The 24,489-nt window shown below is 70.3% G+C and carries 24 protein-coding genes; 16 read left to right on the forward strand and 8 right to left on the reverse strand.

Translation table 11 applies throughout. The features are described from left to right. Window positions 1-75: 75 nt before the first annotated feature. Window positions 76-1,890, reverse strand: coding sequence for a bifunctional metallophosphatase/5'-nucleotidase (locus tag N5875_RS18225; RefSeq protein ID WP_338494893.1), 1,815 nt, complete (start codon window positions 1,888-1,890; stop codon window positions 76-78). Window positions 1,891-2,054: 164 nt separating this feature from the next. On the opposite strand from N5875_RS18225, the gene mshD reads away from it, so the two are divergent. From mshD to N5875_RS18260, 7 genes are all read left to right on the forward strand, one after another. Then, window positions 2,055-2,981, forward strand: a complete 927-nt coding sequence (gene mshD / locus N5875_RS18230) for a mycothiol synthase (protein WP_318208466.1) — start codon at window positions 2,055-2,057, stop codon at window positions 2,979-2,981. 89 nt (window positions 2,982-3,070) lie between these two features. Next, window positions 3,071-3,457 (forward strand): GntR family transcriptional regulator, encoded by a 387-nt coding sequence (locus tag N5875_RS18235; RefSeq protein WP_055601792.1) that lies wholly within the window; start codon window positions 3,071-3,073, stop codon window positions 3,455-3,457. Next, window positions 3,454-4,296 (forward strand): ABC transporter ATP-binding protein, encoded by an 843-nt coding sequence (locus N5875_RS18240; RefSeq protein ID WP_318208465.1) that lies wholly within the window; start codon window positions 3,454-3,456, stop codon window positions 4,294-4,296. The genes N5875_RS18235 and N5875_RS18240 overlap by 4 nt, the downstream gene beginning before the upstream one ends. Then, window positions 4,293-5,240 (forward strand): ABC transporter permease, encoded by a 948-nt coding sequence (locus tag N5875_RS18245; RefSeq protein ID WP_338494896.1) that lies wholly within the window; start codon window positions 4,293-4,295, stop codon window positions 5,238-5,240. Before N5875_RS18240 ends, N5875_RS18245 begins: the two co-directional genes overlap by 4 nt. A gap of 261 nt (window positions 5,241-5,501) precedes the next feature. After that, on the forward strand, window positions 5,502-7,781 hold the full coding sequence (locus N5875_RS18250) for an RNA degradosome polyphosphate kinase (RefSeq protein WP_338499194.1): 2,280 nt from the start codon (window positions 5,502-5,504) through the stop codon (window positions 7,779-7,781). Further along, entirely contained in the window at window positions 7,768-8,805 is a 1,038-nt protein-coding gene (locus tag N5875_RS18255) for a CHAD domain-containing protein (protein ID WP_338494898.1), read from the forward strand. Before N5875_RS18250 ends, N5875_RS18255 begins: the two co-directional genes overlap by 14 nt. Then, a complete protein-coding gene (locus tag N5875_RS18260; RefSeq protein ID WP_318208462.1) occupies window positions 8,802-9,254 on the forward strand; it encodes an NUDIX hydrolase in 453 nt (150 codons plus the stop codon). The genes N5875_RS18255 and N5875_RS18260 overlap by 4 nt, the downstream gene beginning before the upstream one ends. On the opposite strand, the gene N5875_RS18265 is transcribed toward N5875_RS18260, so the two are convergent. Next, the gene (locus tag N5875_RS18265) at window positions 9,205-9,504 is read right to left on the reverse strand and encodes a hypothetical protein (RefSeq protein WP_338494901.1); all 300 of its coding nucleotides are present in this window, start codon (window positions 9,502-9,504) and stop codon (window positions 9,205-9,207) included. The genes N5875_RS18260 and N5875_RS18265 overlap by 50 nt on opposite strands. A 534-nt stretch (window positions 9,505-10,038) precedes the next feature. Here N5875_RS18265 and pstS point away from each other — a divergent pair. The 4 genes from pstS (at window position 10,039) to pstB (ending at window position 14,137) form a co-directional block, all read left to right on the forward strand. After that, the gene (pstS, locus tag N5875_RS18270; protein WP_338494904.1) at window positions 10,039-11,181 is read left to right on the forward strand and encodes a phosphate ABC transporter substrate-binding protein PstS; all 1,143 of its coding nucleotides are present in this window, start codon (window positions 10,039-10,041) and stop codon (window positions 11,179-11,181) included. A gap of 106 nt (window positions 11,182-11,287) precedes the next feature. Further along, window positions 11,288-12,262, forward strand: a complete 975-nt coding sequence (gene pstC, locus N5875_RS18275) for a phosphate ABC transporter permease subunit PstC (protein WP_318208459.1) — start codon at window positions 11,288-11,290, stop codon at window positions 12,260-12,262. Beyond that, complete coding sequence (gene pstA, locus N5875_RS18280; protein WP_318208458.1) at window positions 12,259-13,332, forward strand: phosphate ABC transporter permease PstA; 1,074 nt, start codon at window positions 12,259-12,261, stop codon at window positions 13,330-13,332. Before pstC ends, pstA begins: the two co-directional genes overlap by 4 nt. A gap of 28 nt (window positions 13,333-13,360) precedes the next feature. Continuing rightward, window positions 13,361-14,137, forward strand: coding sequence for a phosphate ABC transporter ATP-binding protein PstB (gene pstB / locus N5875_RS18285; protein WP_030323320.1), 777 nt, complete (start codon window positions 13,361-13,363; stop codon window positions 14,135-14,137). A gap of 206 nt (window positions 14,138-14,343) precedes the next feature. Here pstB and N5875_RS18290 read toward each other — a convergent pair whose 3' ends face one another. Then, a complete protein-coding gene (locus N5875_RS18290) occupies window positions 14,344-15,342 on the reverse strand; it encodes an inorganic phosphate transporter (RefSeq protein ID WP_318208457.1) in 999 nt (332 codons plus the stop codon). A 6-nt stretch (window positions 15,343-15,348) separates the two neighbouring features. After that, window positions 15,349-15,969, reverse strand: coding sequence for a DUF47 family protein (locus N5875_RS18295; protein ID WP_015035093.1), 621 nt, complete (start codon window positions 15,967-15,969; stop codon window positions 15,349-15,351). 193 nt (window positions 15,970-16,162) lie between these two features. Here N5875_RS18295 and N5875_RS18300 point away from each other — a divergent pair, with 193 nt between their 5' ends. Then, window positions 16,163-16,519: a metal-sensitive transcriptional regulator gene (locus N5875_RS18300; RefSeq protein ID WP_148003210.1), complete on the forward strand. Its 357-nt coding sequence runs from the start codon at window positions 16,163-16,165 to the stop codon at window positions 16,517-16,519. A gap of 60 nt (window positions 16,520-16,579) precedes the next feature. Here the strand turns inward: N5875_RS18300 and N5875_RS18305 are convergent, their stop codons facing one another. The 4 genes from N5875_RS18305 to N5875_RS18320 all read right to left on the reverse strand — a co-directional run bounded on the left by N5875_RS18305 (window position 16,580) and on the right by N5875_RS18320 (window position 20,023). Further along, a complete protein-coding gene (locus N5875_RS18305) occupies window positions 16,580-16,768 on the reverse strand; it encodes a hypothetical protein (RefSeq protein WP_318208455.1) in 189 nt (62 codons plus the stop codon). A gap of 127 nt (window positions 16,769-16,895) precedes the next feature. Continuing rightward, window positions 16,896-17,741 carry a hypothetical protein gene (locus N5875_RS18310; protein WP_338494914.1) on the reverse strand — a complete coding sequence of 282 codons (846 nt, stop codon included), beginning with the start codon at window positions 17,739-17,741 and terminating at the stop codon, window positions 16,896-16,898. A 293-nt stretch (window positions 17,742-18,034) separates the two neighbouring features. Next, window positions 18,035-18,757, reverse strand: coding sequence for a phosphatase PAP2 family protein (locus N5875_RS18315; protein WP_318208453.1), 723 nt, complete (start codon window positions 18,755-18,757; stop codon window positions 18,035-18,037). Window positions 18,758-18,988: 231 nt separating this feature from the next. Beyond that, entirely contained in the window at window positions 18,989-20,023 is a 1,035-nt protein-coding gene (locus N5875_RS18320) for a bifunctional lytic transglycosylase/C40 family peptidase (protein WP_338494917.1), read from the reverse strand. A 318-nt stretch (window positions 20,024-20,341) separates the two neighbouring features. Here N5875_RS18320 and N5875_RS18325 point away from each other — a divergent pair, with 318 nt between their 5' ends. The 4 genes from N5875_RS18325 (at window position 20,342) to N5875_RS18340 (ending at window position 24,473) form a co-directional block, all read left to right on the forward strand. After that, entirely contained in the window at window positions 20,342-20,650 is a 309-nt protein-coding gene (locus tag N5875_RS18325; protein ID WP_017242359.1) for a hypothetical protein, read from the forward strand. A 127-nt stretch (window positions 20,651-20,777) separates the two neighbouring features. Next, window positions 20,778-21,617 (forward strand): hypothetical protein, encoded by an 840-nt coding sequence (locus N5875_RS18330; RefSeq protein WP_338494921.1) that lies wholly within the window; start codon window positions 20,778-20,780, stop codon window positions 21,615-21,617. After that, window positions 21,607-22,923: a hypothetical protein gene (locus tag N5875_RS18335; protein ID WP_338494923.1), complete on the forward strand. Its 1,317-nt coding sequence runs from the start codon at window positions 21,607-21,609 to the stop codon at window positions 22,921-22,923. The genes N5875_RS18330 and N5875_RS18335 overlap by 11 nt, the downstream gene beginning before the upstream one ends. Then, the gene (locus tag N5875_RS18340; protein WP_250771588.1) at window positions 22,920-24,473 is read left to right on the forward strand and encodes an SCO6880 family protein; all 1,554 of its coding nucleotides are present in this window, start codon (window positions 22,920-22,922) and stop codon (window positions 24,471-24,473) included. Before N5875_RS18335 ends, N5875_RS18340 begins: the two co-directional genes overlap by 4 nt. Window positions 24,474-24,489 lie beyond the last annotated feature (16 nt).

Genomic DNA, 24,489 nt, shown 5'->3' on the forward strand with positions numbered 1-24,489 from the left:
TGCCGCGTACCGGAAAACGGAGAGGGGGCGCCGGACCGTCGAACGGTCCGGCGCCCCCTCCTGGGAGATACCGGGTTACTTCACGACCGTGATGCGGCCGATCGCCGGGGCCCGGAGCGGCTCGGCGGCCGACGAGTTGGCCGTCAGGTAGGCGGTGAAGATGTCGAGGTCCGAGGCGCCGACGAGCTTGTTCGTACCGGTGGCCAGGACCGGGAAGCCGTCGCCGCCGCCCGTGAGGAACTCGTTCATCGCGACCCGGTAGCTCTTCGACGGGTCGATGGGCTCGCCGTTCAGCCGCACCGAGTCGACCACGATCCGGTCGGCACCCGCCTTCGTCATGTCCAGGGTGTAGGCGAAGTTCTTCGACACCTGGAGGACCTTCGGGGCTGCCAGGTTGGCGCCACTGACCTGCTGCTGGAGCGCGGTGACGAGCTGGGCGCCGGTCAGGTCGACCACCGTCATCATGTTGGTGAACGGCTGGACGGTGTACGCGTCGCCGTAGGTCACCACACCGCCCTCCCTCTTGGTCAGCGGCGCACGGACGCCGCCCGGGTTCATCAGCGCGAGCTGCGCGCCGCCCTTGTCGGCCGGGGAGAGGCCCGCGAGCTGCGCGTCGGCGATCATGTTGCCCATCGGCTTCTCGATCGCGTCGATGGGATTCTCGACGCTCTCGCCGATGTACCCGACGGGACGGTTCGCGATCGGCGCGGCCAGGGCCTTCCAGCGGTCGATCAGGGTGGTGATGTCACCGGCCGCCTCCACATCACGGGTGACGACGTGATTAGCGGAGGAGACGGCGGTGCGGACGATGTCCTTCGTACGACGGTCGTAGGTGAGCGTCGTGTCGGTGTAGAGCCTGCCGAAGGAGGCCGCCGAGGTGACCGTGCGCGGCTTGCCCGACGGGTCCGGGATCGTGCACGCGTACGCCTGGTGGGTGTGCCCGGTGACCAGGGCGTCGACCTGCGGGGTCACGTTCTTCGCGATGTCGACGATCGGACCGGAGATGCCGGCGCCGGCACCCGGGGTGTCGCAGTCGTAGTTGTACGCGCCCGAGGCGGGCAGGCCGCCCTCGTGGAGCAGCGCGACGATCGACTTGACGCCCTTGCGCTCCAGCACCTTGGCGTACTTGTTGATCGACTCGACCTCGTCGCCGAACTTCAGGCCCTTGATGCCCTCGGCGGAGACGATGTTCGCCGTGCCCTCCAGGGTCACGCCGATGAAGCCGATCTTGACTCCGTCACGCTCCCAGATGAAGTACGGGTCGAGCAGCGGCTTGTCGCTCTTCTCATCCGTCACGTTGGCCGTGAGGTACGGGAACTTCGCCCCCTTGAAGCGCTTGCCCTCCTCGAAGCACCCCTCGGTCGGGTGACAGCCGCCGTTCTGTATGCGGCTCAGCTCGCGGGCGCCCTCGTCGAACTCGTGGTTGCCGACCGAGCTCACGTCGAGCTTCAGCTTGTTCAGCGCCTCGATGGTCGGCTCGTCGTGGAACAGCCCGGAGAGCAGCGGCGACGCGCCGATCATGTCGCCCGCGGCGGCCGTGATGGAGTACCGGTGGCCCTCACGGGCCTGCCGCAGATGCGTGGCGAGGTACTCGGCACCGCCGACGTTCTGGACGAGCTCGGTGGTGCCGTCCTCCTTGAGGCGCGTGAGCCGGCCCGAGGAGCCGGACGGCGGCTCCAGGTGGCCGTGGAGGTCGTTGAAGGACAGGAGCTGCACGTCGACCATGCGACCCCAGCCCTTGCCGTTCGAGCCGTGCCCCGCCTGCGCGTCCTGCGCGTCCTGCGAGGCGCCCGCGGGCAGCGCGGCGACGAGTGCGCCGACGGTGGCGAGCCCCGCGCCGACGGCGAGTATCCGCCCGGCTGTCCTCTTCTTCTTCGGTGTCGCTGCCATCGTTCCCCTGTCCCCGCGCCCGTGTGTCCGGTGCGCCTCTCGACTGCTGACGTGCCAGCGAAGCCTAGAGTCAACGCGCGTAGCGCAACAGGGGGTAGCGGGTTACGAGACAGTTGCCGTCGCCTTTCCCCGGGGCGGCCGCGCGTCCCCGTAGGCTCGGGTCCATGACTTCCGACGCGGCACCGGCCCTCGAACCCGGACGGCAGATCCACACCTACGACGAGCTCACCCCCGAGCAGATCCAGGACGTACTGGACCTGCTGGAGGCCGCGGACCAGGCCGACGGCGTGCACGCCGTCTCCGAGCAGGGCCGGCTCTACCTCCGGCACGGCGGCCGCGAGGGCGTCCGGCACTTCCTCCTCACCGTCGGCAGCCACCTCTACGGCTACGCCCAGCTGGAGGAGACCGACCCCATCGAGGCCCCGGCCGCCGAGCTCGTGGTCCACCCCGGCCACCGCGGTCGCGGCCACGGCCGGGCGCTCGGCACCGCCCTGCTCAACGCCTCCGGCAAGCGGCTGCGCGTCTGGGCGCACGGCGGAAAGTCCGCCGCCCGGCACCTCGCCCAGGTCCTCGGCCTGACGCTCTTCCGTGAACTGCGCCAGCTCCGCCGCTCCCTGACCCCGCTCGACATCCCGGAGCCGGTGTTCCCCGAGGGCGTCACCGTCCGCACCTTCGTCCCCGGCCAGGACGACGCGGCCTGGCTGGCCGTCAACTCCGCCGCCTTCGCCCACCACCCCGAGCAGGGCTCGCTCGTCCAGCGGGACCTGGACGACCGGATCGCGGAGCCCTGGTTCGACCCGAAGGGCTTCTTCCTCGCCGAGAAGGACGGCCGGCTCATCGGCTTCCACTGGACGAAGACCCACGCCGAGGAACAGCTCGGCGAGGTGTACGTCGTCGGCATCCTGCCCGAGGCCCAGGGCGGCGGCCTGGGCAAGGCGCTCACCGCGATCGGCCTGCGGCATCTGGCGGGGCAGGGCCTGCCGACGGCGATGCTGTACGTGGACGCCGACAACACGGCGGCGGTGACGGTGTACGAGCGGCTGGGCTTCGTCACGCACGAGGTGGACCTGATGTACCGCACGGAGTCGTAAGTCTCCTCGGGAAGGGGGCGGTTGACACCGCCCCCTTCTTTGCACCACCCTTTCACTACTTGATTAGTGAAAGGGTGGTGGAAGGGATCGTGGTCGAGTACCGCATCGACCGGCGCAGTGGCGTCGCCACCTACCTCCAGATCGTCCAGCAGACGAAGCAGGCCCTCCGGATGGGCCTCCTGGAGCCCGGCGACCGACTGCCCACCGCACGCGAGGTCGTCGAAGCGACGGCCATCAACCCCAACACGGTCCTCAAGGCCTACCGCGAGCTCGAACGCGAAGGCCTCGTCGAGGCCCGCCGCGGCCTCGGCACCTTCGTCCGCGCCACGCTCGGCACGGGCCCGGCCGACTCGCCCCTGCGCGGCGAACTCGCCGACTGGGCCCGCCGGGCCCGCACCGCGGGCCTGGACCGCGAGGACGTGGCAGCGCTCTTCACATCCGTACTGAAGGAACACTTCGAGGGGGACGACGCATGACGAGAGACGGCATCGCGCTGGAGGCCGATCTCCTGGGCAAGAAATACGGAGGCAGGGGCCGCGGCTGGGCCCTGCGGGAGTGCGACTTCGCCCTCCCCACCGGCCGCGTCTGCGCCCTCGTGGGCCCCAACGGCGCCGGCAAGTCCACCCTCCTCGCCCTCGCCGCAGGGCTCCTCCGCCCCACCGAGGGCACGATCACGGCCCCGGCCCGCGAACACCTCGCGTACGTCGCCCAGGACAAGCCTCTCCATCCCCGGCTCACCGTCGCCGACACCCTGCGCATGGGCCGCGAACTCAACCCGGGCCGCTGGAACGACGACGCCGCCCGGCGCGTCATGGCCGACACGCTCGACCCCCAGGCCGTCGTACGGACCCTCTCCGGCGGCCAGCGCACCCGCGTCGCCCTCGCGCTCGCCCTCGGCAAGCGGCCCGAACTGCTGCTCCTCGACGAGCCGATGGCCGACCTCGACCCGCTCGCCCGGCACCAGCTGATGGGCCTGCTCATGGCCGACGCCGCCGAACACGGCACCACCGTCGTCATGTCCTCCCACATCCTCACCGAGCTGGAGGGCGCCTGCGACCACCTCCTGCTGCTGCACGGCGGCCGGATCCGCCTCGACGGACCCGTCGACGAACTCCTCGCCGCCCACGCCCTGCTCAGAGGCCCGGTCGCCGACCTCGCCCCGCACACGGTCGTCGAGTCCCGCACGACGGGCCGTCAACTCACCGCCCTGATCCGCCGCGAGGGCCCCGTCGAAGGCCCCTGGGAGACGACGGAGCCCTCCCTGGAGGACCTCCTCCTCGCCCACCTCCGCGCCACCGAAGGAGCCCCCGCATGAGCACCCTCGTCCTGAAGGGCCCCTACTGGGTGACGGTCCGCCAGTACCGACGCCCCCTGTGGCTGGCGGCCGCGGCGGTGGCCGTGTCCCTGGCGGTGATCGGCGGCCTGCGGATCTGGGACGCCCAGACCTCCGACCGGTACTACGAGGACGGAATGCGGTACGTCGCCCACGACAACGCCGGCTACGGATGGCTCCGCTTCGTCATGGAGTACGCCTCCGGCATCCTGGTCCTGCTCCCGCTGCTGATCGGCGCGTTCGTGGCCGGGCCGCTGGTCGCCCGCGAGCTGGAGTCCGGCACGTACAAGCTCGCCCTCACCCAGTCGATCAGCCCGACCCGCTGGCTCGGCTCGAAACTGCTCACCGCGGGGGCGGCGGCCCTGGCGACCGTCTGGCTGCTGACGGCGATCTACTGGATCGGCTGGGCCCGCGTCGACGGCAGCAGTCAGTTCCACTGGGCCGACCGCGGCCCGTACGAGATCACCGGCCCCGTCCTCACCGGCTACGTCCTGCTCGCCGTGGCCGTCGGCGCCCTCGTCGGCCAGCTCGTCCGCCGCACCCTCGTGGCCATGGCCGTGACCGGAGGGATCGTGGGCCTGGTCCTGCTCACCCTCGGCGCCTTCCGCTGGGACTTCCTGTCGGTACGGACGCTCACCGGTCCGGCCGTGCGCGACGCCTCCGCGCTGATGATGCCCGAGCACGGACTGATCATGGGGCAGGGCCTGCTCTCCGACACGGGACAGCGCATGCCCGGCTGGTTCTGCGCATCGGACGCGCCTCCGACAGCCTGCCGCACCGATGTGAAGGTCACCACCGAGTACCTCGACTACCACCCCGAGTCCCACTTCTGGCCCACCCAGCTCATCGAGACCGGCATCGTCCTCGCCCTGGCCGCCCTCGCGCTCTTCGCCGCCTTCCGCGTCCTGCGCGCCAGGCACCCGTAGAGACGCACCGCCACCCGTAAAGATCCACCGCCACCCGTAAAACATTCAAACGATCAAGGGGCGGGGCCCGCACACGGCCCCGCCCCCGATTCCCGTACGACATGTCGTCGTTACCGGCCATTCAGACGCGCTTGCGACGCTCACGCAATGAAGCGCTCCGTGACCCCGCCCGGCAGGGCGGCCCTCCCCAAGGGGAGACTTCCCTCCCCCACGGCCCGCTCCGACGCGCCCGACCACGCCTTCGCGCGGAAGAATGGGGCCATGAGCCAGCAGCCCGCCGAGGTCCCGGTCCAGTCCTCCGCCACGCAGTCCGCCACGCAGTCCGTCCCGGCGTCCGCCCCGCAATCCGCCGCGCAGCCCACCGACTCCATAGCCACGCGCCGCGCGCAGGTGGTCAACGGTGCCGTCGTGACCGACATCGACGCGGACATCGACTCCGACCCGGACACCTACAAGGACGACGGCGCACTCGGCGACGAGCTGCCGCAGGGGCGCTTCCTCGACCGGGAGCGCAGCTGGCTCGCCTTCAACGAGCGCGTGCTCGAACTGGCCGAGGACCCCACCACCCCGCTCCTCGAACGGGCGAACTTCCTCGCGATCTTCGCGTCGAACCTCGACGAGTTCTTCATGGTCCGGGTCGCCGGCCTCAAGCGCCGCATCGCCACCGGCGTCGCCACCCGTTCCGCCTCCGGCCTCCAGCCCCGCGAGGTCCTGGACCTGATCTGGACCCGCTCGCGCGAGCTCATGGCCCGGCACGCGGCCTGCTTCCAGCAGGACGTGGCCCCCGCCCTGGCCGACGAGGGCATCCACCTCATCCGCTGGCCCGAGCTCACCGAGAAGGAGCAGGCGCGGCTCTTCACCCTGTTCCGCCAGCAGATCTTCCCGGTCCTCACGCCGCTGGCCGTGGACCCGGCACACCCCTTCCCGTACATCTCGGGACTCTCGCTCAACCTCGCCGTGGTCGTACGCAATCCGGTCAGCGGCCACCGGCACTTCGCGCGCGTGAAGGTGCCGCCGCTGCTGTCCCGCTTCCTGGAGGCCTCCCCGCAGCGCTACGTGCCTCTCGAGGACGTCATCGCGGCACACCTGGAGGAGCTCTTCCCCGGCATGGAGGTGCTCGCGCACCACATGTTCCGGGTGACCAGGAACGAGGACCTGGAGGTCGAGGAGGACGACGCCGAGAACCTGCTCCAGGCCCTGGAGAAGGAGCTCATGCGCCGCCGCTTCGGCCCGCCGGTGCGCCTGGAGGTCGAGGAGTCCATCGACCCGTACGTCCTCGACCTGCTGGTCCGCGAGCTGAAGGTCTCCGACGCCGAGGTCTACCCGCTGCCCGGTCCGCTCGACCTCACGGGCCTCTTCGGGATCTCCGGACAGGACCGGCCGGAGCTGAAGTACCCCACGTACGTGGCCGGCACCCACCGCGACCTCGCCGAGGTCGAGTCGGCGTCCGCGCCGGACATCTTCGCGGCGCTGCGCGAGCGGGACGTCCTGCTCCACCACCCGTACGACTCGTTCTCGACGTCCGTGCAGGCCTTCCTCGAGCAGGCGGCGGCCGACCCGGACGTCCTCGCGATCAAGCAGACGCTGTACCGGACCTCCGGCGACTCGCCGATAGTGGACGCCCTCATCGACGCCGCCGAGTCCGGCAAGCAGGTCCTCGTCCTCGTCGAGATCAAGGCCCGCTTCGACGAGCAGGCCAACATCAAGTGGGCGCGCAAGCTGGAGGAGGCCGGCTGCCACGTCGTGTACGGCCTCGTCGGCCTCAAGACCCACTGCAAGCTGTCGCTCGTCGTACGGCAGGAGGGCGAACTGCTGCGCCGCTACTCCCACGTCGGCACCGGCAACTACCACCCGAAGACGGCCCGCCTGTACGAGGACCTGGGCCTGCTGACGGCCGACCCGCAGGTCGGCGCGGACCTCTCGGACCTGTTCAACCGGCTCTCCGGCTACTCCCGCCGCGAGACGTACCGGCGTCTGCTCACGGCCCCGAAGTCGCTGCGCGACGGGCTCGTCTCCCGGATCACCAAGGAGATCGCCCACCACCGTGCGGGACGCCCGGCGTACGTACGGATCAAGGTCAACTCCCTCGTCGACGAGGCGGTCATCGACGCCTGCTACCAGGCCTCACGGGCCGGCGTCCCGGTCGACATCTGGGTCCGCGGCATCTGCGCCGTGCGCCCCGGGGTCACCGGCCTCTCGGAGAACATCCGGGTCCGTTCGATCCTCGGCCGCTTCCTGGAGCACTCCCGGATCTTCGCCTTCGGCAACGGCGGCGAACCCGAGGTGTGGTTCGGCAGCGCCGACATGATGCACCGCAACCTGGACCGCCGGATCGAGGCCCTCGTGCGGGTCTCGGACCCGGCGCACCGGGCAGCGCTCACCCGGCTCCTGGAGACCGGGATGTCCGACACCACCTCCTCCTGGCACCTCGGCCCCGACGGGAACTGGACGCGGCACGCGACCGACCCCGAGGGCCGACCGCTCCGGCACGTCCAGGAGATGCTCATCGACGCGCGGAGGCGCCGGCGTGCACAACCCTGACCACTCGCAGGACGTCTCGGCGGGCGAGGTCCTGGCCCCGTACCTGCACGCCCGGGCCGCGGACTTCCTCCGCGGCCTCCGGCTGCACGGCGAGAGCGGCTCGGACACGGCCGGATCGGAGGAGGCGGCCCGCACGCTGCGCGGCGCCGCCCGCCGCATCAGCGGGACTCTCCACACGTTCCGGCCGCTGCTCGACACGGCCTGGGCGGACCAGCTGCGCACCGAGCTGGCCTGGCTCTCGGGCACCCTCGCCCTGGAGCACGCCTGCACCTCGCGGCTGGTCCGCCTGGTGGACGCGCTGTCCCGCCTGTCGAGCGGTACGGGTGGCGCGGGCGGCCTGACCGGCTCCGGCGGTCTGAACGGCCCCCACGGCGGCGGCCCGGTGCCTGCCGCCCGCGGCAGTGAGGCGGCCGGCCTCACCGTGGGCGCCGCCAGGGCCGGCGCCCTCCTGGAGCGGCAGCTGACGCTGGCCCGGACGCGCGCCCACTCGGCCTCGCTCCAGGCGCTGGGCTCGGCCCGCTTCCACGCGGTCGCCGACGCCGTCGCACTCCTGGCCTCCGAGGTTCCGCTCGGCCCCGCGGGCAGCGCCCCGGCCGTCGAGGTCCTGGACGGCCCCGCCGAGGTCGCCGAGCGGCGCCTCCTGGACGCGGTGGCCGCCCTGCCGCTGACGCGGGCGGCCCACCCGTACAACGCGGACGCTCTCGCGCTGGCCGCCGGGGAGACCCAGGACACCCCCTGGCACCAGACGCGGCTCCTGCTCCGGCTGCACCGGTACGCCACCGAGGCCCTGCACACCGGGGGCGAGCCCGACGCCGTCCTGTTCGAGGCCGCCCGGGCCCTGGACCGGCACCGGGACGCCGCCGAGGCCGCGTCGGCCGCCGCCGCGGCGGCCCGCACCCCACGGATCGCCCCGGCGACCGCGTACGCCCTGGGCGTCCTCCACGCCGACCAACGCCACGAGGTCGAGGCCTCCCGCTTCGCCTTCCAACGCGCCTGGCGGAGAACGACGGCGCCCGTCCCATGACCGCCCCCGCCTCCGAGCCTCCGATCCTCGCCGCCGGCTGCGTCCTCTGGCGCCCGGCGCGTTCCGGCGGCGGCGTCGAGATCGCCGTCGTCTTCCGGCCGAAGTGGTCCGACTGGTCCCACCCGAAGGGAAAGCTGAAGTCCGGAGAGGAGGCGCGGGCGGCAGCGCTCCGCGAAGTCCGGGAAGAGACCGGCATGACGTGCGTGCTGGGCGTCGAGCTGCCCACCGTCCGCTACCCGATAGAGGGCCGCCCCAAGGAGGTCCGCTACTGGGCGGCCGAGGCCACGGGCGGCTCGTTCGAGCCGAACCGGGAAGTGACGCGTCTGCTGTGGCTCGCTCCTGAAGCCGCGCGTACCTGCCTCACCCAGGACAGGGACAAGGACCTGATCGATGTGTTCCTCAGACTGCCCGACACCCGGAAGTCGTCGCCCGGCGCCACTCGGGGCTGAGCAGGGCCGGGTCGAACGGCGCCTTGTCGCTGACCCCGCCCGGAACGGGCAGGACAAGGACCGACGCGAGGACTCCCGTGATCACCGCGCGCTTCTCGCGCACTGTCATGCGGTCCCATTTCTCCCCGTTCCATCCGCGCAGCAGGTTCGCCTTCGCCTGCTCCTCGGCGTACTCCCGCCGCTCCGCCTCCAGACTGTCGATGTGCCGCCCGAGCCGCACCAGCAGATCCCGGACATCGTCCCAGGCCACCTCACCACCGACGAGCGACGACTCGATCCCCCGCCGCGCTTGGCGCAGCTCGGCACGGTCACGGCCCCTTCGACGAAGACCCCGCCATCAGCCATGGCCAGGGCATCCCGGAAGGCTACGAAGTCACGGGGCAAGCGATAGCGTGCGCCCACGCAGCCGGCCCTCCACGGTCCCGCCGTCGTCGAGCCACGCCCGGAGCTCCGGGGCGACGGCACAGCGGGAGAACGTCTTGGACGGCCTTTCCGGATCACGTGTATCGAGCATGGGCACCCTCCTGAACCGCGGTTGGCGCCAGGTCAAGACCGATAGCACCGGAAGGGCACGGCATGCGACCACTCCGCAGCACACCCGGCCTTCCGGCACGGTTCACTTTCCGTTCACCCTCCCCCGTCGGCGGCTTCACCTGTTCTGCCTAATTTCGGCCTTACACGGTGCACGGAGCACAGCGATGCACCACCACCCGACACACGCCGCCGTAGAACGTTCAGGACACTCGGTCCGCGGCAAGGCGGCTTCTGGAAGGAACACCCGAAAGTGAAGCTTTCGCGCAAGAACGGGCTTCGCGCCTCCGCGATCGGTGCCCTCGTTGTCTCCGGTGCGCTCGTCCTCTCGGCGTGTGGCTCGGACAACAACACGGAGACGCCGGCCAAGGAAGGCGGCAAGACGACCTCCGCCGCCGCCTCGAACATCGCCTGTGAAGGCGCCAAGGGCCAGCTCCTCGCCGCCGGCTCCAGCGCGCAGAAGAACGCGATGGACCTCTGGGTCAAGAACTTCCAGGCCGCGTGCGACGGTGTCGAGATCAACTACCAGGCCATCGGCTCCGGCGGCGGCATCACCAAGTTCAACCAGGGCCAGGTCGCCTTCGCGGGCTCCGACTCCGCCCTGAAGGACGAAGAGGTCGCCGAGTCGGCGAAGATCTGCAAGACCGGCAAGGGCGTCAACCTGCCGATGGTCGGTGGCCCCATCGCCATCGGTTACAAGCTGGACGGCGTGGACAACCTGGTCCTCGACGCCTCCACCATCGCCAAGATCTTCGACAACAAGATCACCAAGTGGAACGACCCGGCGATCGCCAAGCTGAACCCGGGCGCCAAGCTCCCCGACAGCACGATCCAGGCCTTCCACCGCTCGGACGAGTCGGGCACCACCCAGAACCTGGGCAAGTACCTCTCCACCGCGGCCGCCGCCGACTGGAAGCACGACCCGAAGTCGAAGTCGTGGCCCGCCCAGGGTGGCCAGGCCGCCAACGGCTCCTCCGGTGTCGCCACCGCGGTGAAGGACGCCGAGGGCTCCATCGGCTACTTCGAGCTGTCGTACGCCACCGCGAACAAGATCTCCACCGTCAGCATCAACACCGGTGCCGCCGCCCCGGTCGCCGCCTCCTCGGAGAACGCGTCCAAGGCGATCGCCGCCGCCAAGGTCAAGGGCACGGGCAGCGACGTCGCCCTCTCCCTCGACTACGCGACGAAGGCCGAGGGTGCCTACCCGATCGTCCTCGTCACCTACGAGATCGCCTGCGACAAGGGCAACAAGGCGGAGACCCTGCCGACCCTGAAGGCGTTCCTCAACTACACCGTGAGCGAGGAGGGCCAGAAGGTCCTCGCCGACGCCGGCTACGCCCCGCTGCCGGCCGAGATCGCCGCGAAGGTCCGCGCGATCGTCCCCACCCTGTCCTGACCCCCGGCCGGGTCCGGCCCCCCACTCCGGGGGCCGGACCCGGCATCCGGTGCACCGCCGCCAGGAGCCCGTACATCCGTAGGGGCCCCGCAGACCGGAGAAGCAGATGGCTACCACCACACCAGACATAAAGAGGAGCCGGAGCGCCAAGAGCGCCTCCCGCCCCGGGGACCGCATCTTCAGCGGTCTGTCCCGAGGATCCGGCATCACCCTCCTCGTGATCATGGCCGCGATCGCCGGCTTCCTCACCTACCGCGCCGTCCTCGCGATCTCGAAGGACAGCACGAACTTCTTCACCACCTTCGAGTGGAACCCGGCGGGCAACCCGCCGGTCTTCGGCATCGCCGTCCTCGCCTTCGGCACGGTCGTCTCGTCGATCATCGCCATGGCCATCGCCGTGCCGGTCGCGATCGGGATCGCCCTCTTCATCTCGCACTACGCGCCGCGCAAGCTGGCCAAGCCGCTCGCGTACGTCGTCGACCTGCTCGCAGCCGTGCCCAGCATCATCTACGGCCTCTGGGGCGCGATCTTCCTCGTCCCGTACCTCGACGGCCTCAACAAGTGGCTGAACGAGTACTTCGCCTGGACGTACATCTTCGACAAGGCCAACGACGGCCCCGCCCGCAACCTCTTCACCGTGGGCATCCTGCTGGCGATCATGATCCTGCCGATCATCACCAACGTCACCCGTGAGGTCTTCCTCCAGGCCCCGAAGATGCACGAGGAAGCCGCCCTCGCCCTCGGCGCCACGCGCTGGGAGGTCATCCGCATGTCGGTGCTGCCCTTCGGCCGCTCCGGCATCATCTCCGCCTCCATGCTGGGCCTCGGCCGCGCACTCGGCGAGACCATGGCCGTCGCCGTGGTCCTCTCCCCCAGCTTCCTCATCTCGGGCCACATTCTCGACCCGGGTGGCGGCACGTTCGCGCAGAACATCGCCGCCAAGTTCAACGAGGCCAACGAGTTCGGCCGGGACGCCCTGATCGCGTCCGGTCTCGTCCTCTTCGCCATCACCCTGCTGGTCAACGGCGCCGCCCGCTGGATCATCGGCCGCCGCAAGGAGTACTCGGGGGCAGCGGCATGAGCCACGCCATTCAGGAACGTCCGGTCACCGTGGCCTCCCGCCCCGGCTCGCTCTCCCACGCCCGCCTCCCCCGCTGGACCCCGGCCGCCATCGCCGCCGGCTCCATCGCCGCGGGCATCGGCATCGGCCTCGGCGCCGGCTGGCACAGCAAGGTCCAGTGGGGCATGATCGCCGCGCTGCTCTTCGTCCTCACCACGTACGCGGTGACCACCAAGGTCGAGGGCAGCCGCCAGGCCAAGGACCGCGTCGCCACCAGCCTCGTCTGGGTCTGCTTCGTCCTCGCCGTCGTCCCGCTGCTCTCCCTCGCCTGGGTCACGATCAGCAAGGGCATGGAAGTACTCGACATGTACTTCCTGACCCACTCGATGAACGGCGTCCTCGACGCCGAGGCCGGCGGCGGTGTCTACCACGCGCTGCTCGGCACCATCGAGCAGGTCGCCATCGCGACCGTGATCGCCGCCCCGATCGGCCTCCTCACCGCCGTCTACCTCGTCGAGTACGGCGGCGGCAAGCTCGCCCAGGCCGTCACCTTCTTCGTCGACGTCATGACGGGCATCCCGTCGATCGTCGCCGGCCTCTTCATCCTCGCCACCTGGAACCTGATGCTGGGCTTCGGCCCCTCCGGTTTCGCCGGCGCGATGGCCCTCGCCATCCTGATGATGCCGGTCGTGGTCCGCTCCACCGAGGAGATGCTCAAGCTCGTCCCGAACGAGCTCCGCGAGGCCTCCCTCGCCCTCGGCATCCCCAAGTGGCGCACCATCCTGAAGGTGGTCCTCCCCACCGCGATCGGCGGCATCACCACGGGCGTCATGCTCGCGGTCGCCCGTATCACCGGTGAGACGGCCCCGGTCCTGCTCCTCGTGTTCGGTACGAAGCTCATCAACCCGAACCCCTTCGAAGGCGCTCAGTCCTCCCTGCCGCTCTACGTGTACGAGCAGTACGCGGTCGGCACCGACGCAGCCGTGTCCCGCGCATGGGCCGCAGCGCTCGTCCTGATCGCCTTCGTCATGATCCTCAACCTGGTGGCCCGCGGCATCGCCCGCTGGAAGGCCCCCAAGACCGGCCGCTGACGCGGCATCATTGGAAGTAGTGATTCACATGGCCAAGCGAATCGACGTCAGCGGCCTCTCCGCCTACTACGGCGCCCACAAGGCGATCGACGACATCTCCATGACCGTCGAGCCCCGCTCCGTGACGGCCTTCATCGGCCCGTCCGGCTGCGGCAAGTCCACCTTCCTGCGCACCCTGAACCGCATGCACGAGGTCACCCCCGGCGGTCGCGTCGAGGGCAAGGTGATGCTGGACGACGAGAACCTGTACGGCTCGAACGTCGACCCGGTCGCCGTGCGCCGCACGGTCGGCATGGTCTTCCAGCGTCCGAACCCCTTCCCCACCATGTCGATCTTCGACAACGTGGCGGCGGGCCTGCGGCTCAACGGCAAGTACAAGAAGTCACAGCTCAACGACATCGTCGAGAAGTCCCTCAAGGGCGCCAACCTCTGGAACGAGGTCAAGGACCGCCTGAACAAGCCGGGCTCCGGCCTCTCCGGCGGTCAGCAGCAGCGTCTGTGCATCGCCCGCGCCATCGCGGTCGAGCCCGACGTCCTGCTGATGGACGAGCCCTGCTCGGCCCTCGACCCGATCTCGACGCTGGCGATCGAGGACCTCATCGGTGAGCTGAAGGAGCGCTTCACGATCGTCATCGTGACGCACAACATGCAGCAGGCCGCCCGCGTCTCGGACCGTACGGCCTTCTTCAACCTGGCGGCCGTCGGCCAGCCCGGCAAGCTGATCGAGCTGGACGACACCGAGCGCATCTTCTCCAACCCGAGCGTCCAGGCGACCGAGGACTACATCTCCGGCCGCTTCGGATAAAGACTCGTCTACGGTGCTGCATGGCGGTGCCACCGTCAGACGAAGGGCCCGGCTCCCCCACAGGGGAGCCGGGCCCGACCATTTCCAGCCACGTGCCGGCCTCAGCCGAAGACCACCGGCCTCAGCCGAAGAAGAACTGCACCACGCTGTGCCTGCCCGGGGGATAACCCCCGGACCCCCAGCAATGCCAGGGGAGCCGCTCGGCCTCAGCCGAAGAAGAGCTGCACCACGTAGAAGCTGCCCGCAGCGACCAGCGCCGCCGCCGGCATCGTGATGAACCAGCCGAGGATGATGTTCTTGGCGACACCCCACCGCACCGCGTTGACCCGCTTCGTCGCGCCCACGCCCATGATCGCGGAGGTGATGACGTGCGTCGTCGAGATCGGCGCGTGGAAGAGGAACGCCGAGCCGAACATGATCGACGCGCCCGTGGTCTCCGCCGCGAAACCCTGCGGCGGGTCCAGCTCGATGATCTTCCGGCCGAGCGTGCGCATGATGCGCCAGCCACCCGCGTACGTGCCCAGCGAGAGCATCACGGCGCACGCGATCTTCACCCACACCGGGATGTCGTCGCCGGCGTCCTGCACATCGGCGATGACGAGGGCCATCACCACGATGCCCATCGTCTTCTGCGCGTCCTGCAGACCGTGGCCGAGCGCCATGCCGGCCGCCGACACGGTCTGCGCGATGCGGAAGCCGCGCTTGGCCTTGTGCGGGTTGGCCTTGCGGAACATCCACAGGATCGCGCACATCACCAGGTAACCGGCCACGAGGCCGACCACCGGCGAGATGAACATGGGGATGACGACCTTGTCGAGGACGCCACCCCAGATGACCTCCGTACCGCCGGCGAGCGCCGCACCCACCATGCCGCCGAACAGCGCGTGGGAGGAGGAGGACGGCAGACCGAAGTACCAGGTCACCAGGTTCCAGATGATCGCGCCGACCAGCGCGGCGAAGAGGATGCCCATCCCCTTGTCGCCGTGCGGCGTCTCGATCAGGCCCTCGCTGACCGTCTTGGCGACCCCGCTGCCCATGAAGGCACCGGCGAGGTTCATGACGGCGGCCATGGCCAGCGCCGCCCTGGGGGTCAGCGCCCGCGTCGACACCGAGGTGGCGATGGCGTTGGCCGAGTCGTGAAAGCCGTTCGTGTAGGTGAAGCCGAGCGCGACACCGATGGTCACGATCAGAGCAAAGGTGTCCACAGAGCCTCAGGACTCCTTGACCGCGATGGTCTCCACCGTGTTGGCCACGTGCTCGAACGCGTCGGCCGCCTCTTCCAGCACGTCGACGATCTGCTTCAGCTTCAGCACCTCGATGGCGTCGTACTTGCCGTTGAAGAGCGTCGCGAGCAGCTTGCGGTGGATCTGGTCCGCCTGGTTCTCCAGCCGGTTGACCTCGATCCAGTACTCGGTCAGGTTGGCCATCGTCCGCAGGTTCGGCATCGCCTCGGCGGTCAGCTCCGCCGCCCGCGCCAGCACCTCGATCTGCTGCTCGACTCCCTTGGGGAGCTCCTCGACGTTGTAGAGGACGACCAGGTCGACGGCCTCCTCCATGAAGTCCATGATGTCGTCGAGGGAGGACGCGAGGTTGTAGATGTCCTCACGGTCGAACGGCGTGATGAACGAGGAGTTCAGCTGGTGGAAGATGGCATGGGTCGCGTCGTCGCCGGCGTGCTCCGCTGCCCGCATCCGCTCCGCGATCTCGGCCCGGGCGGAAGGTTCCGCTCCGAGCAGTTCCATCAGGAGTTTCGAGCCCGTGACGATGTTGTCCGCGGACGCGGCGAACATGTCGTAGAAGCTCGTCTCCCTGGGGGTCAGACGAAATCGCACGTGAGGTCCTCGGGGTGCTGGGTTTCGGTCAGGCTGATGCTAGGCGCATCATCCGGCCACGGCTAACCGGCGTCTCTCAGTGTCGCCCATCAGGCACAGTGAACAGCACGGGCCCCCGTCCGGATCGGCGGCGGATCGGTACCATATACCCACGAGGGGTATACACCCCCTTAATGGACAACGGGAGGACGCCATGACGACCACCGAGGCGGACCAGGTCACCCCCGAGGCCGTCGAGGCCGTCGGGCCGGCCGACCACGAGCACGGCGTGCACGGCTACCACAAGCAGAAGGACGAGCACCTCAAGCGACTCCGACGGATCGAGGGCCAGATCCGCGGACTCCAGCGGATGGTCGACGAGGACGTCTACTGCATCGACATACTCACCCAGGTCTCCGCCTCGACGAAGGCACTCCAGTCGTTCGCCCTCCAGCTCCTCGAGGAGCACCTGCGGCACTGCGTCGCGGATGCGGCGGCCAAGGGCGGCGAGGGCATCGACGCCAAGGTCGAGGAGGCCACGAAGGCCATCGCCCGCATGATGCGGACCTGAGGCGCGGCTGAGGCCTCCCTCCCGCTCCTCCCCTACCCGGTGGCGAGCCGGGCCGTCCCGTCAGAGGTCCTCCACGGCCCGCTCCACCGCCGCCACCCTCAGCACCTGGTCGATCCGGTCGGCGCTGAGCCGCTCCCCGTCCGCGGCCGACGCGGCGATGATCAGCTCGCCGCACAGTTCGATCTCGGCAAGGGCGACGCAGTCCGGGTCTGCGGTCACGGTTGCTGTACCGGGCGGGGCCACGCGCATCCACCTCTTCCTGCCGGCGTCGGTCTCCCAGCGGTCTCCCAGCGTAGGGACGGCGCCACGCACCGCGCATGACACGTCCGGACCATTTGCCGATGGTCCACGTCGGCACCGGGCCAGGTCGGTCCGTTCAGGCCTTGATCTTCCCGGCGTAGATGTCCCGCCGGTCCGGCAGCGTCACCTGGACGGGGACCCCGAAGCCGTACAGCAGGGTCGTCGACGCGACCGCGACCGTACGGCCCTGGTTGCTGAAGCTGAACTGATGGCGGACCTTCCGCAGCCGCCCTTCCCCGTCGAGGTACGCGTCGAAGGGCACGGTGTCGTCGGCGAACCCTTTCGCCGCCGCGGCGAGCGCTCCCCGGAGCTGCGGCGCGGCGACCCGGGCGGCGTGCGCGATGTCCGCGACCCCCCGGTAGTGGCTGACCTTCACCCCTGCCAGATCGACCTCTCCGACGTACGTGACCTGCCGGGCGCCCCGCAGCAGCTCCGCCGCGGCGGCCGGATCGGTGGCCCCGCCCGTGACGAGGTTCCCGTCGTCGAGGGTGGTGGTGTCGACCCGCACCCACTTGTCGGCGGGCACCCCGGCCCCCCGGTTCTTCATGTAGAGGGCGCCGGGGGTGAGCAGCTCGGTGATCGGCCGGTGCTCACTCGCCCCGGCCGCGTCCTTCGGCAGCACCACCTGGAGCCGGCCGGTACGGCGCCGGAAGTCGTAGCCGCCCTCGCCCCGGATGGTGACCCGCGTCCCGCCGGCGGCCATCTCCATGGAGGTGCTCGCCTTGGAGGTGCCGGCCTTCGTCAGCGCGTCGGGGGCGTTCCGTACGGCGAGGGTGGGGTCGACCTTCGGCCTGGGGTCCTCGGGGGCGGCGCAGCCCGTGACCGCCGCGGTCCCGACAAGGGAGCCGACCAGGACGGCGGTGACGGCGAACACCCCGCTCCCGCGCGTCCCCGGACGCCCGTACCGCAGCTGCACCACCATCGTCTGCCAACCCCCAACGCCTCACCGCTGTTTGCCCGGGACCCGCCCTTCCCCGGGTCCCGCGGGCCCTGGGGACACCCGATCCGCATAACGACGGTCGGGGCGTGCCGTCACGCGCAGTACCGTGGTGAGGTGCACGCGCAGCCCTCCCCCCACACCACCACGATGTCGGAGCGCGGCTCTTTCGCGCTGGCACGCTGCAGCTGCGGCTGGACGGGACCGGCCCGAAGATCGCGCGACCGCGCCCGCACGGACGCGGCGAACCACGCCCGCACCGCCGCGGAGGCGGAAGCCTAGGCCGCGAGGTCGTTGCGGCCGGTGCCGGGGGCCGGGCCGCCGACGCGGGGCTCGGGGATGCCGACCGCCTCCGGGTGCCGGGCCGGCTCGGCGCGGCGGGAGCGGACCAGAGCCGCGCAGCGGCCGGAGCGGGCGACGGCGGAGATCACCGGGGTGAGCAGCGCGAGGGCGAGCGGGGCGAGGAGCAGCGCCACCGCCGTACCGAGGGCGAAGCCGCCGATCACGTCGGTCGGGTAGTGGACGCCCATGTAGACCCGCGCGAAGCCCTCGGCGAGGGCGAGGCCGATCGCGACGAGCCCGAACCTGCGGTGGGCGACGAAGACACCGACGGCGAGGGCCATCGCCAGCGTGGCGTGATCGCTGACGAAGGAGAAGTCGGTCTTCCCGGCGACGAGGACCTCGAGCCCCTGGTGGTCCTTGAAGGGCCGGGGGCGCTCGACGAAGCCGCGGATGGGGATGTTCACCAGAAGGGCGACACCGGCGGCCAGCGGGGCCCAGACGAGCCCGGCGACGGCCGAGACGGAGTCGGCGAGGGTGCCGCGACGGCGCACGCTCCACCAGCACCACAGCACGACGAGGAGCATCGCGAGCATGATCCCGTACTCGCCGACGAACTCCATGACGCGGTCGAACCACGGCGGGGCGGCCTTGGCCAGCCCGTTGATGTCGTAGAGCAGGCTGACATCGGGGTTCGAACCGTCCGATGCGAGTCCAGCCATCTGCTGAGGCCCCTTGCTCTCGTGTCTGTGTTTTCCAACCCCCGTGGTCAGAGCGGTCGGACCAAGGAACGAACCGCCTGAGGCGCACGTTCCGATCCCTCCGGTGGATCATGATGACGTTATCGAAGAGTGACGGTTCACCGCAGCTCAGGGCCTGTGCATGACGGAGAGTTCCGGCCATGTCCGGTACGACCGGAAGGCGCTCGCCGGCCGACGGTCCGTCTGCTCCGCTCAGGTCTGCGGGAGATGGGTGGGCAGCGCCGCCGCGCCCTCCGCGGTGACCCGGGTCGCACCGAAGTAGTCCGGGGTGTCGATCCGGTCGAAACGGATCACCGCCCCGGTGCGCGGCGCGTCGATCATGTACCCGCCGCCGACGTAGATGCCGACGTGCCGGATGGCCCGCGAGTTGGTCAGGTCGTCGGAGAAGAAGACCAGGTCCCCGGGGAGCAGCTCCTCCCGCGAGGGGTGCGGCCCGGCGTTGTACTGGTCGTTGGCCACGCGCGGCAGCTGGATGCCGACGCTCTCGTACGCGGCCTGGGTGAGCCCCGAGCAGTCGAACCGGCCGTCCTGCGCGGCCGTGCCCGTACCGCCCCAGAGGTACGGGGTGCCGAGCTTCCCCTGCGCGTAGTGGATCGCGCCGGCCGCCTGCCGGGAGGGATCGACCCGGCCCTGGGGCTGGGCGAAGCTCTTCTCCAGGGACTTGATGATGCGCACGTAGTTCTGGGTCTCGCTGATGGGCGGCACCCCACCGTGCTTGATGACCCGGTACGCGCCCGCGTTGTACGCGGCCAGCATGTTGCTCGCCGGGTCCCCGGGCACGTTCCTCACATAGCCGGCGAGCTCGCAGTCGTACGAGGCGGCCGAGGGGATCGCGTCCTTGGGGTCCCAGATGTCCCGGTCGCCGTCCCCGTCGCCGTCGACCCCGTGACCGGCCCAGGTGCCGGGGATGAACTGGGCGATGCCCCGCGCGTCGGCCGGGGAGACGGCCCGCGGGTTCCAGCCGCTCTCCTGGTAGAGCTGGGCCGCGAGCAGAGCCGGGTTGATGGCGGGGCAGAGGTTCCCCCACTGCTGCACGAGCCCCTGGTAGAGCGCCGGGACCGCGCCCTTGGCGAGCGCCACGGTGCCGTTCGCCCTGCCGCCCGCGCCGCCGGCGAGACCCGCCGCCGCCGAGTACGTACCGACGACGAGCAGTGCGACGAAGCTCAGACAGACCCCGAAGGCCCCACCGGCCACCAGCCACGCCTTGCCGGCCCTACGCACCGTCAACCACCCCTCGGCCCATGGCAGTACGCCCCCGGGAACGAGTCTAGGCGGTGGGCCGCCGACACCGCCCCAAGAGTGCAACAACGACAATCATTGCCCGGAGTCACTCTCCGTGATACACAGAGTGACCATACGCTTCTTTGCATAGAAACCGGCCAGACCACCGCAGGTCAAGACGGTCAAGTCGGTCAGATGTGCGGGGATCGGGTAAAGAGAGCCGTCAAGCCGTCACACGCGAGCGGTTTCATCAGCGAAGATAGGGCGATGACCCATGCCGTCCGGCAGGGGCGACTAACTACCCATACAGGGGCGGTGAGTTACATGTACCTGGCGGCCGAGAAGGGCGACATCACCACCATCATCGGTGGAATCGCCCCGAACTGGGGGCCTTTCGGGAGCCTGGGCGCCGAGGCCAAGATCATGATCGAGGTCGTGATGGCCGTGGCCATCCTGCTCTGCCTCGGCATCGCCATCTGGGGAGCGGCCAAGCAGCGCATCGGCGCGACCGCCCTCCGCGACACGTTCAGCGCCGAACAGGGCAAGGGCCTGATCGTGGCCGGTCTGACCGGCGTCTTCATCATCGGATCCCTGGGGACGTTGTTCACCATCGTGTACGGGATGGCGGTCTGACCCCCCGTCGGACACCACCCCACTGAGAATGCGTTACCCAGATGTCCAGCAAGACGAGCAAGACCAGCCATGTTTCAGCACTGCCCGTACTGCCCGTACCGCGAACCAGTGAGGGGGCGTTCCCGGCATGAGTCCCGGTGACGAGCACGACAGCTTCGGCGGCGTGGGCGGCTCGGGCCAGACCCGGACCCGCCTGCCCGAGGGCAACAGCGGCGACGTGTACGGCGGCGCCCGCCGCCCCGTCCGCAGCTCCCGCTCCCTCATCACGGTCGTCGGCGTGGTGGTCGTCCTCGTCGCGGCCATCGCCTTCGCCAACCGCGGCGGCGGCGACCCGGCGGACGCGGCGGGCCCCTCCGCCGACACCCCCGCCAAGACGGCCCCCACGGCGGCCACGGGCATCCGCCCGGTCACCGGCAAGAACGGCCAGATCCCCACGGGCTACGCCCAGGACGAGCAGGGGGCGCAGAGCGCGGCGACGAATTACGCGGTGGCGCTCGGTTCGGCGGAGATGTTCAGCGCCGAGGGACGCAACGAGATCGTCTCGGCGGTCTACGCGCCCGGCGCGGCGGCAGCCCGACAGGCCGACCTCGACAAGGCCGACAGCGCCAAGGATCTCCTGACAAGCCTCGGCCTCCAGGCGGACGGCACGGCGCCGCAGGGAATGACGTTCATCTCCCGGGTCATTCCGGTGGGCTCCAAGGTCGAGAGTCACACCGCGGACCGGGCGACGGTGTCGGTCTGGTACTTGTCCCTGTTCGGACTCGCGGGCGAAAACTCGAAGAACCCGGTCTCCGAGTCCTGGTACACCGACACTTTCGAGCTGCGGTGGGTCGGCGGCGACTGGAAGGTCACCAAGTCCACCCAGAAGGACGGCCCCGTCCCCGTCGGACGTGACCAGAGGGCCTCCAGCGCCCAGGACATGGCGGATGCCGTCGGTCAGTTCGGAGGCTTCACTTATGCCCGGTAGGCCCCTCCGCCGCACCACCAGGGTCGCCGCCGTGCTCGGCACGGCCCAGGCTGCCGTCGTACTGTTCGCCGGCCGTGTCCTCGCCGCACCCACGCCCACACCCACGCCGAGCCCTAGCGCTGGCAACAAGGGCTGCGATCTCCTCACAGGACAGGCCCGGAGGCACTGCGAAAGCGGTCTTTCCGGCGGCGGGAGCAACCAGTCCCCCGTCACCAACCCCGCCGACGCGCTCGATCCCCTCAACTCTCTGGCCCGCGGCTTCGCCGACGCCGCCATCGCCACCGTCGACTACCTCTCCAAGGCGGTCAAAGAAACCGCCGACGTCGACTTCACCAACACGGAGTTCCTCGGCCGGTACGCCATCGTCTTCGCCGCCTCCACCGTCCTCACCCTCCTCCTCTGGCTCCTCGCCGTCGCCAAGCGCGCCATCCGCGGCGTCCCCCTCACCACCGCGCTCTCCGAAGCCATCGGCTTCCTCTGGCTGACGGTCCTCGCCTCCGCCTTCACCCCCCTGATCCTCTACACCGTCGTCAACGCCACCGACGCCGTCACCGAGGTCATCGCCTCCGGCACCGGCCGGCAGACCGACGTCTTCTTCGGCAGCTTCAAGGAGGCCCTCCAGAAGGGCGACAGCATCGGTGGCGGCCCCATCATGCTGATCATCGTCTCCCTGGTGACCGTCATCGCCGCCGGCGTGCTCTACCTGGAGCTGTTCCTCCGCGCCGTCATGCTGTACGTCGGCGCCCTCCTCGGCGTCGTCGTCTACTCCGGCCTCGTCGACAAGAACATGTGGGGCCACGTCCGCCGCTGGGCCGGCATCATGATCGCGATCATCCTGGTCAAGCCGGTCATCGTCATCGTCCTCGGCCTCGCCGGCGCCCTTTCCTCCGGCACCGGACCCGACTCGTTCTCCGCCGTCGTCTCCGGCCTCGCGATCATCCTGCTCGCGATCTTCGCCTCCGCGATGATCTACCGCTTCGTCCCCGGCTTCGGCGACGAGATCGCCGCCTCCCGCAACAACCGCCTCCACCGCGCCGGCGAGAACGCGGCCGCGGCCGTCATCTCCTCCCCCGCCTCCCTCGTCTCCCAGGGAATCAAGACCCACAGTTCCCGCGGCGACGGCGGCGGCCAGGGCTCCCAGCCCGCCCGCCCCGCCAACCCCATGTCCGGTGGCATGGCCGCCCACAGCAGCCGCGGCGGAAGCGGCGGCGGCGGCGCGACTCCCCCGCCCCCACCCCGCAGCAGCAGTCCCACCGCGGGAACCCCGCACAGTAGCCGCAAGAACTCTGGAGGTGCAGGGCGTTGACGACCCAGTCCCAGCCGGTCGCGCCCCGCCGTACGTATCTCGTGGGCCGCGCCCGGCCGAACGCGATCGTCGGCAAGAACCGCGAGACCGGCGAGATCGCCCTGATCATCGTCGGCGCCTTCCTCGGCATGATGAGCGGACTCCTCGTCCCCCTCCTCCCCCTGCGGATCGCGCTCCTCGCCGGCCTCCCGATGCTCGCGATCGCCGCCGTGTACCTCCCGTACAAGCACCGCACGTTCTACAAGTGGTTCGAGATCAACCGCAGCTACAAGCGGATGCTCAAGCGCGGCACCGCCTACCGCTCCGTCGTCGCCGAGGCCGGCACCCGCCTCGACGGCCGCGAGGTCGAGGTCGGCCCGCCGCCCGGCATCGGCCGCGTCGGCTGGCTCGCCGCCCCCTTCGGACCCGACGAGATCGCCGTCCTCCTGCACGCCGACCGCCGCACCGTCACCGCCGCCATCGAGATCGAGGGCCCCGGCGTCGGCCTGCGCGACAGCGAGGACCAGGAGGCCCTGGTCGACCGCTTCGGCACCCTCCTCAAGCACGTCGCCAACGGCGACGGCTTCGTGACCCGCCTCCAGATGCTGGCCCGCACCCTCCCCGCCGACCCCGACGCCCACGCCAAGGACGTCGGCCAGCGCGGCGACCCCCACGCGCCCGCGTGGCTCATGGAGTCGTACGACCAGCTCCAGTCGATGGTCTCCACCTCCAGCGAGCAGCACCGCGCCTACCTCGTCGCCTGCATGCACTACACCCGCGAACTCGCCGCCGAGGCCAACGCCATGGCCCGCGCCGCCAAGCACGCCTCCGGCGCCCGCAAGCTCGACCGCGACGCCGGCCTCGCCGTCGTCATGGCCCGCGAGCTCACCGACATCTGCGCCCGCCTCGCCGAGGCCGACATCCGCGTACGCCAGCCCCTCGGCCAGTCCCGGCTCGCCTCCCTCGTGCACTCCATGTACGACCCGGACCACCCCATCGACCACATCCAGGCCATGACGAAACGAAACGCTTGGCCCGCCGAACTGGACGCGATGGAGCCGACGTACCTCCAGGCCAAGACCCGCGAGTCCTCCACCCGCGCCCCCTGGTGCCACGCCACCGCCTGGGTGAAGGAGTGGCCCATGACCCCCGTCGGCGTCAACTTCCTCGCCCCGCTGCTCGTCCACACCCCGGACGTGATCCGTACGGTCGCCGTGACCATGGACCTGGAGCCCACCGAGGTCGCCATCGAGCGGATGCTCACCGAGAAGACCAACGACGAGGCCGACGCCAGCCGCGCCGCCAAGATGAACCGCACGGTCGACCCGCGCGACATCGCCGCCCACGGCCGGCTCGACCAGCGGGGTGAAGATCTCGCCAGTGGCGCGGCCGGAGTGAACCTCGTCGGGTACATCACGGTGTCGTCGCGTTCACCCGAGGCCCTGGCCCGGGACAAGCGCACGATCAGGGCCTCCGCCGGCAAGTCGTATCTGAAGCTGGAGTGGTGCGACCGCGAGCACCACCGGGCCTTTGTGAACACCTTGCCGTTCGCGACCGGCATCCGCCGCTAAGGCCGAAGGGGCACAG

This window comes from Streptomyces sp. SJL17-4 (assembly GCF_036826855.1).
Classification (GTDB): domain Bacteria; phylum Actinomycetota; class Actinomycetes; order Streptomycetales; family Streptomycetaceae; genus Streptomyces.

Coding starts and splice junctions, on each gene's coding strand:
- N5875_RS18225 (WP_338494893.1), bottom strand. CDS start 1,890: ATGGCAGCGACACCGAAGAAGAAGAGGACAGCCGGGCGGATACTCGCC.
- mshD (WP_318208466.1), top strand. CDS start 2,055: ATGACTTCCGACGCGGCACCGGCCCTCGAACCCGGACGGCAGATCCAC.
- N5875_RS18240 (WP_318208465.1), top strand. CDS start 3,454: ATGACGAGAGACGGCATCGCGCTGGAGGCCGATCTCCTGGGCAAGAAA.
- N5875_RS18245 (WP_338494896.1), top strand. CDS start 4,293: ATGAGCACCCTCGTCCTGAAGGGCCCCTACTGGGTGACGGTCCGCCAG.
- N5875_RS18250 (WP_338499194.1), top strand. CDS start 5,502: ATGAGCCAGCAGCCCGCCGAGGTCCCGGTCCAGTCCTCCGCCACGCAG.
- N5875_RS18260 (WP_318208462.1), top strand. CDS start 8,802: ATGACCGCCCCCGCCTCCGAGCCTCCGATCCTCGCCGCCGGCTGCGTC.
- pstC (WP_318208459.1), top strand. CDS start 11,288: ATGGCTACCACCACACCAGACATAAAGAGGAGCCGGAGCGCCAAGAGC.
- pstA (WP_318208458.1), top strand. CDS start 12,259: ATGAGCCACGCCATTCAGGAACGTCCGGTCACCGTGGCCTCCCGCCCC.
- pstB (WP_030323320.1), top strand. CDS start 13,361: ATGGCCAAGCGAATCGACGTCAGCGGCCTCTCCGCCTACTACGGCGCC.
- N5875_RS18300 (WP_148003210.1), top strand. CDS start 16,163: ATGACGACCACCGAGGCGGACCAGGTCACCCCCGAGGCCGTCGAGGCC.
- N5875_RS18305 (WP_318208455.1), bottom strand. CDS start 16,768: ATGCGCGTGGCCCCGCCCGGTACAGCAACCGTGACCGCAGACCCGGAC.
- N5875_RS18310 (WP_338494914.1), bottom strand. CDS start 17,741: ATGGTGGTGCAGCTGCGGTACGGGCGTCCGGGGACGCGCGGGAGCGGG.
- N5875_RS18315 (WP_318208453.1), bottom strand. CDS start 18,757: ATGGCTGGACTCGCATCGGACGGTTCGAACCCCGATGTCAGCCTGCTC.
- N5875_RS18325 (WP_017242359.1), top strand. CDS start 20,342: ATGTACCTGGCGGCCGAGAAGGGCGACATCACCACCATCATCGGTGGA.
- N5875_RS18330 (WP_338494921.1), top strand. CDS start 20,778: ATGAGTCCCGGTGACGAGCACGACAGCTTCGGCGGCGTGGGCGGCTCG.
- N5875_RS18335 (WP_338494923.1), top strand. CDS start 21,607: ATGCCCGGTAGGCCCCTCCGCCGCACCACCAGGGTCGCCGCCGTGCTC.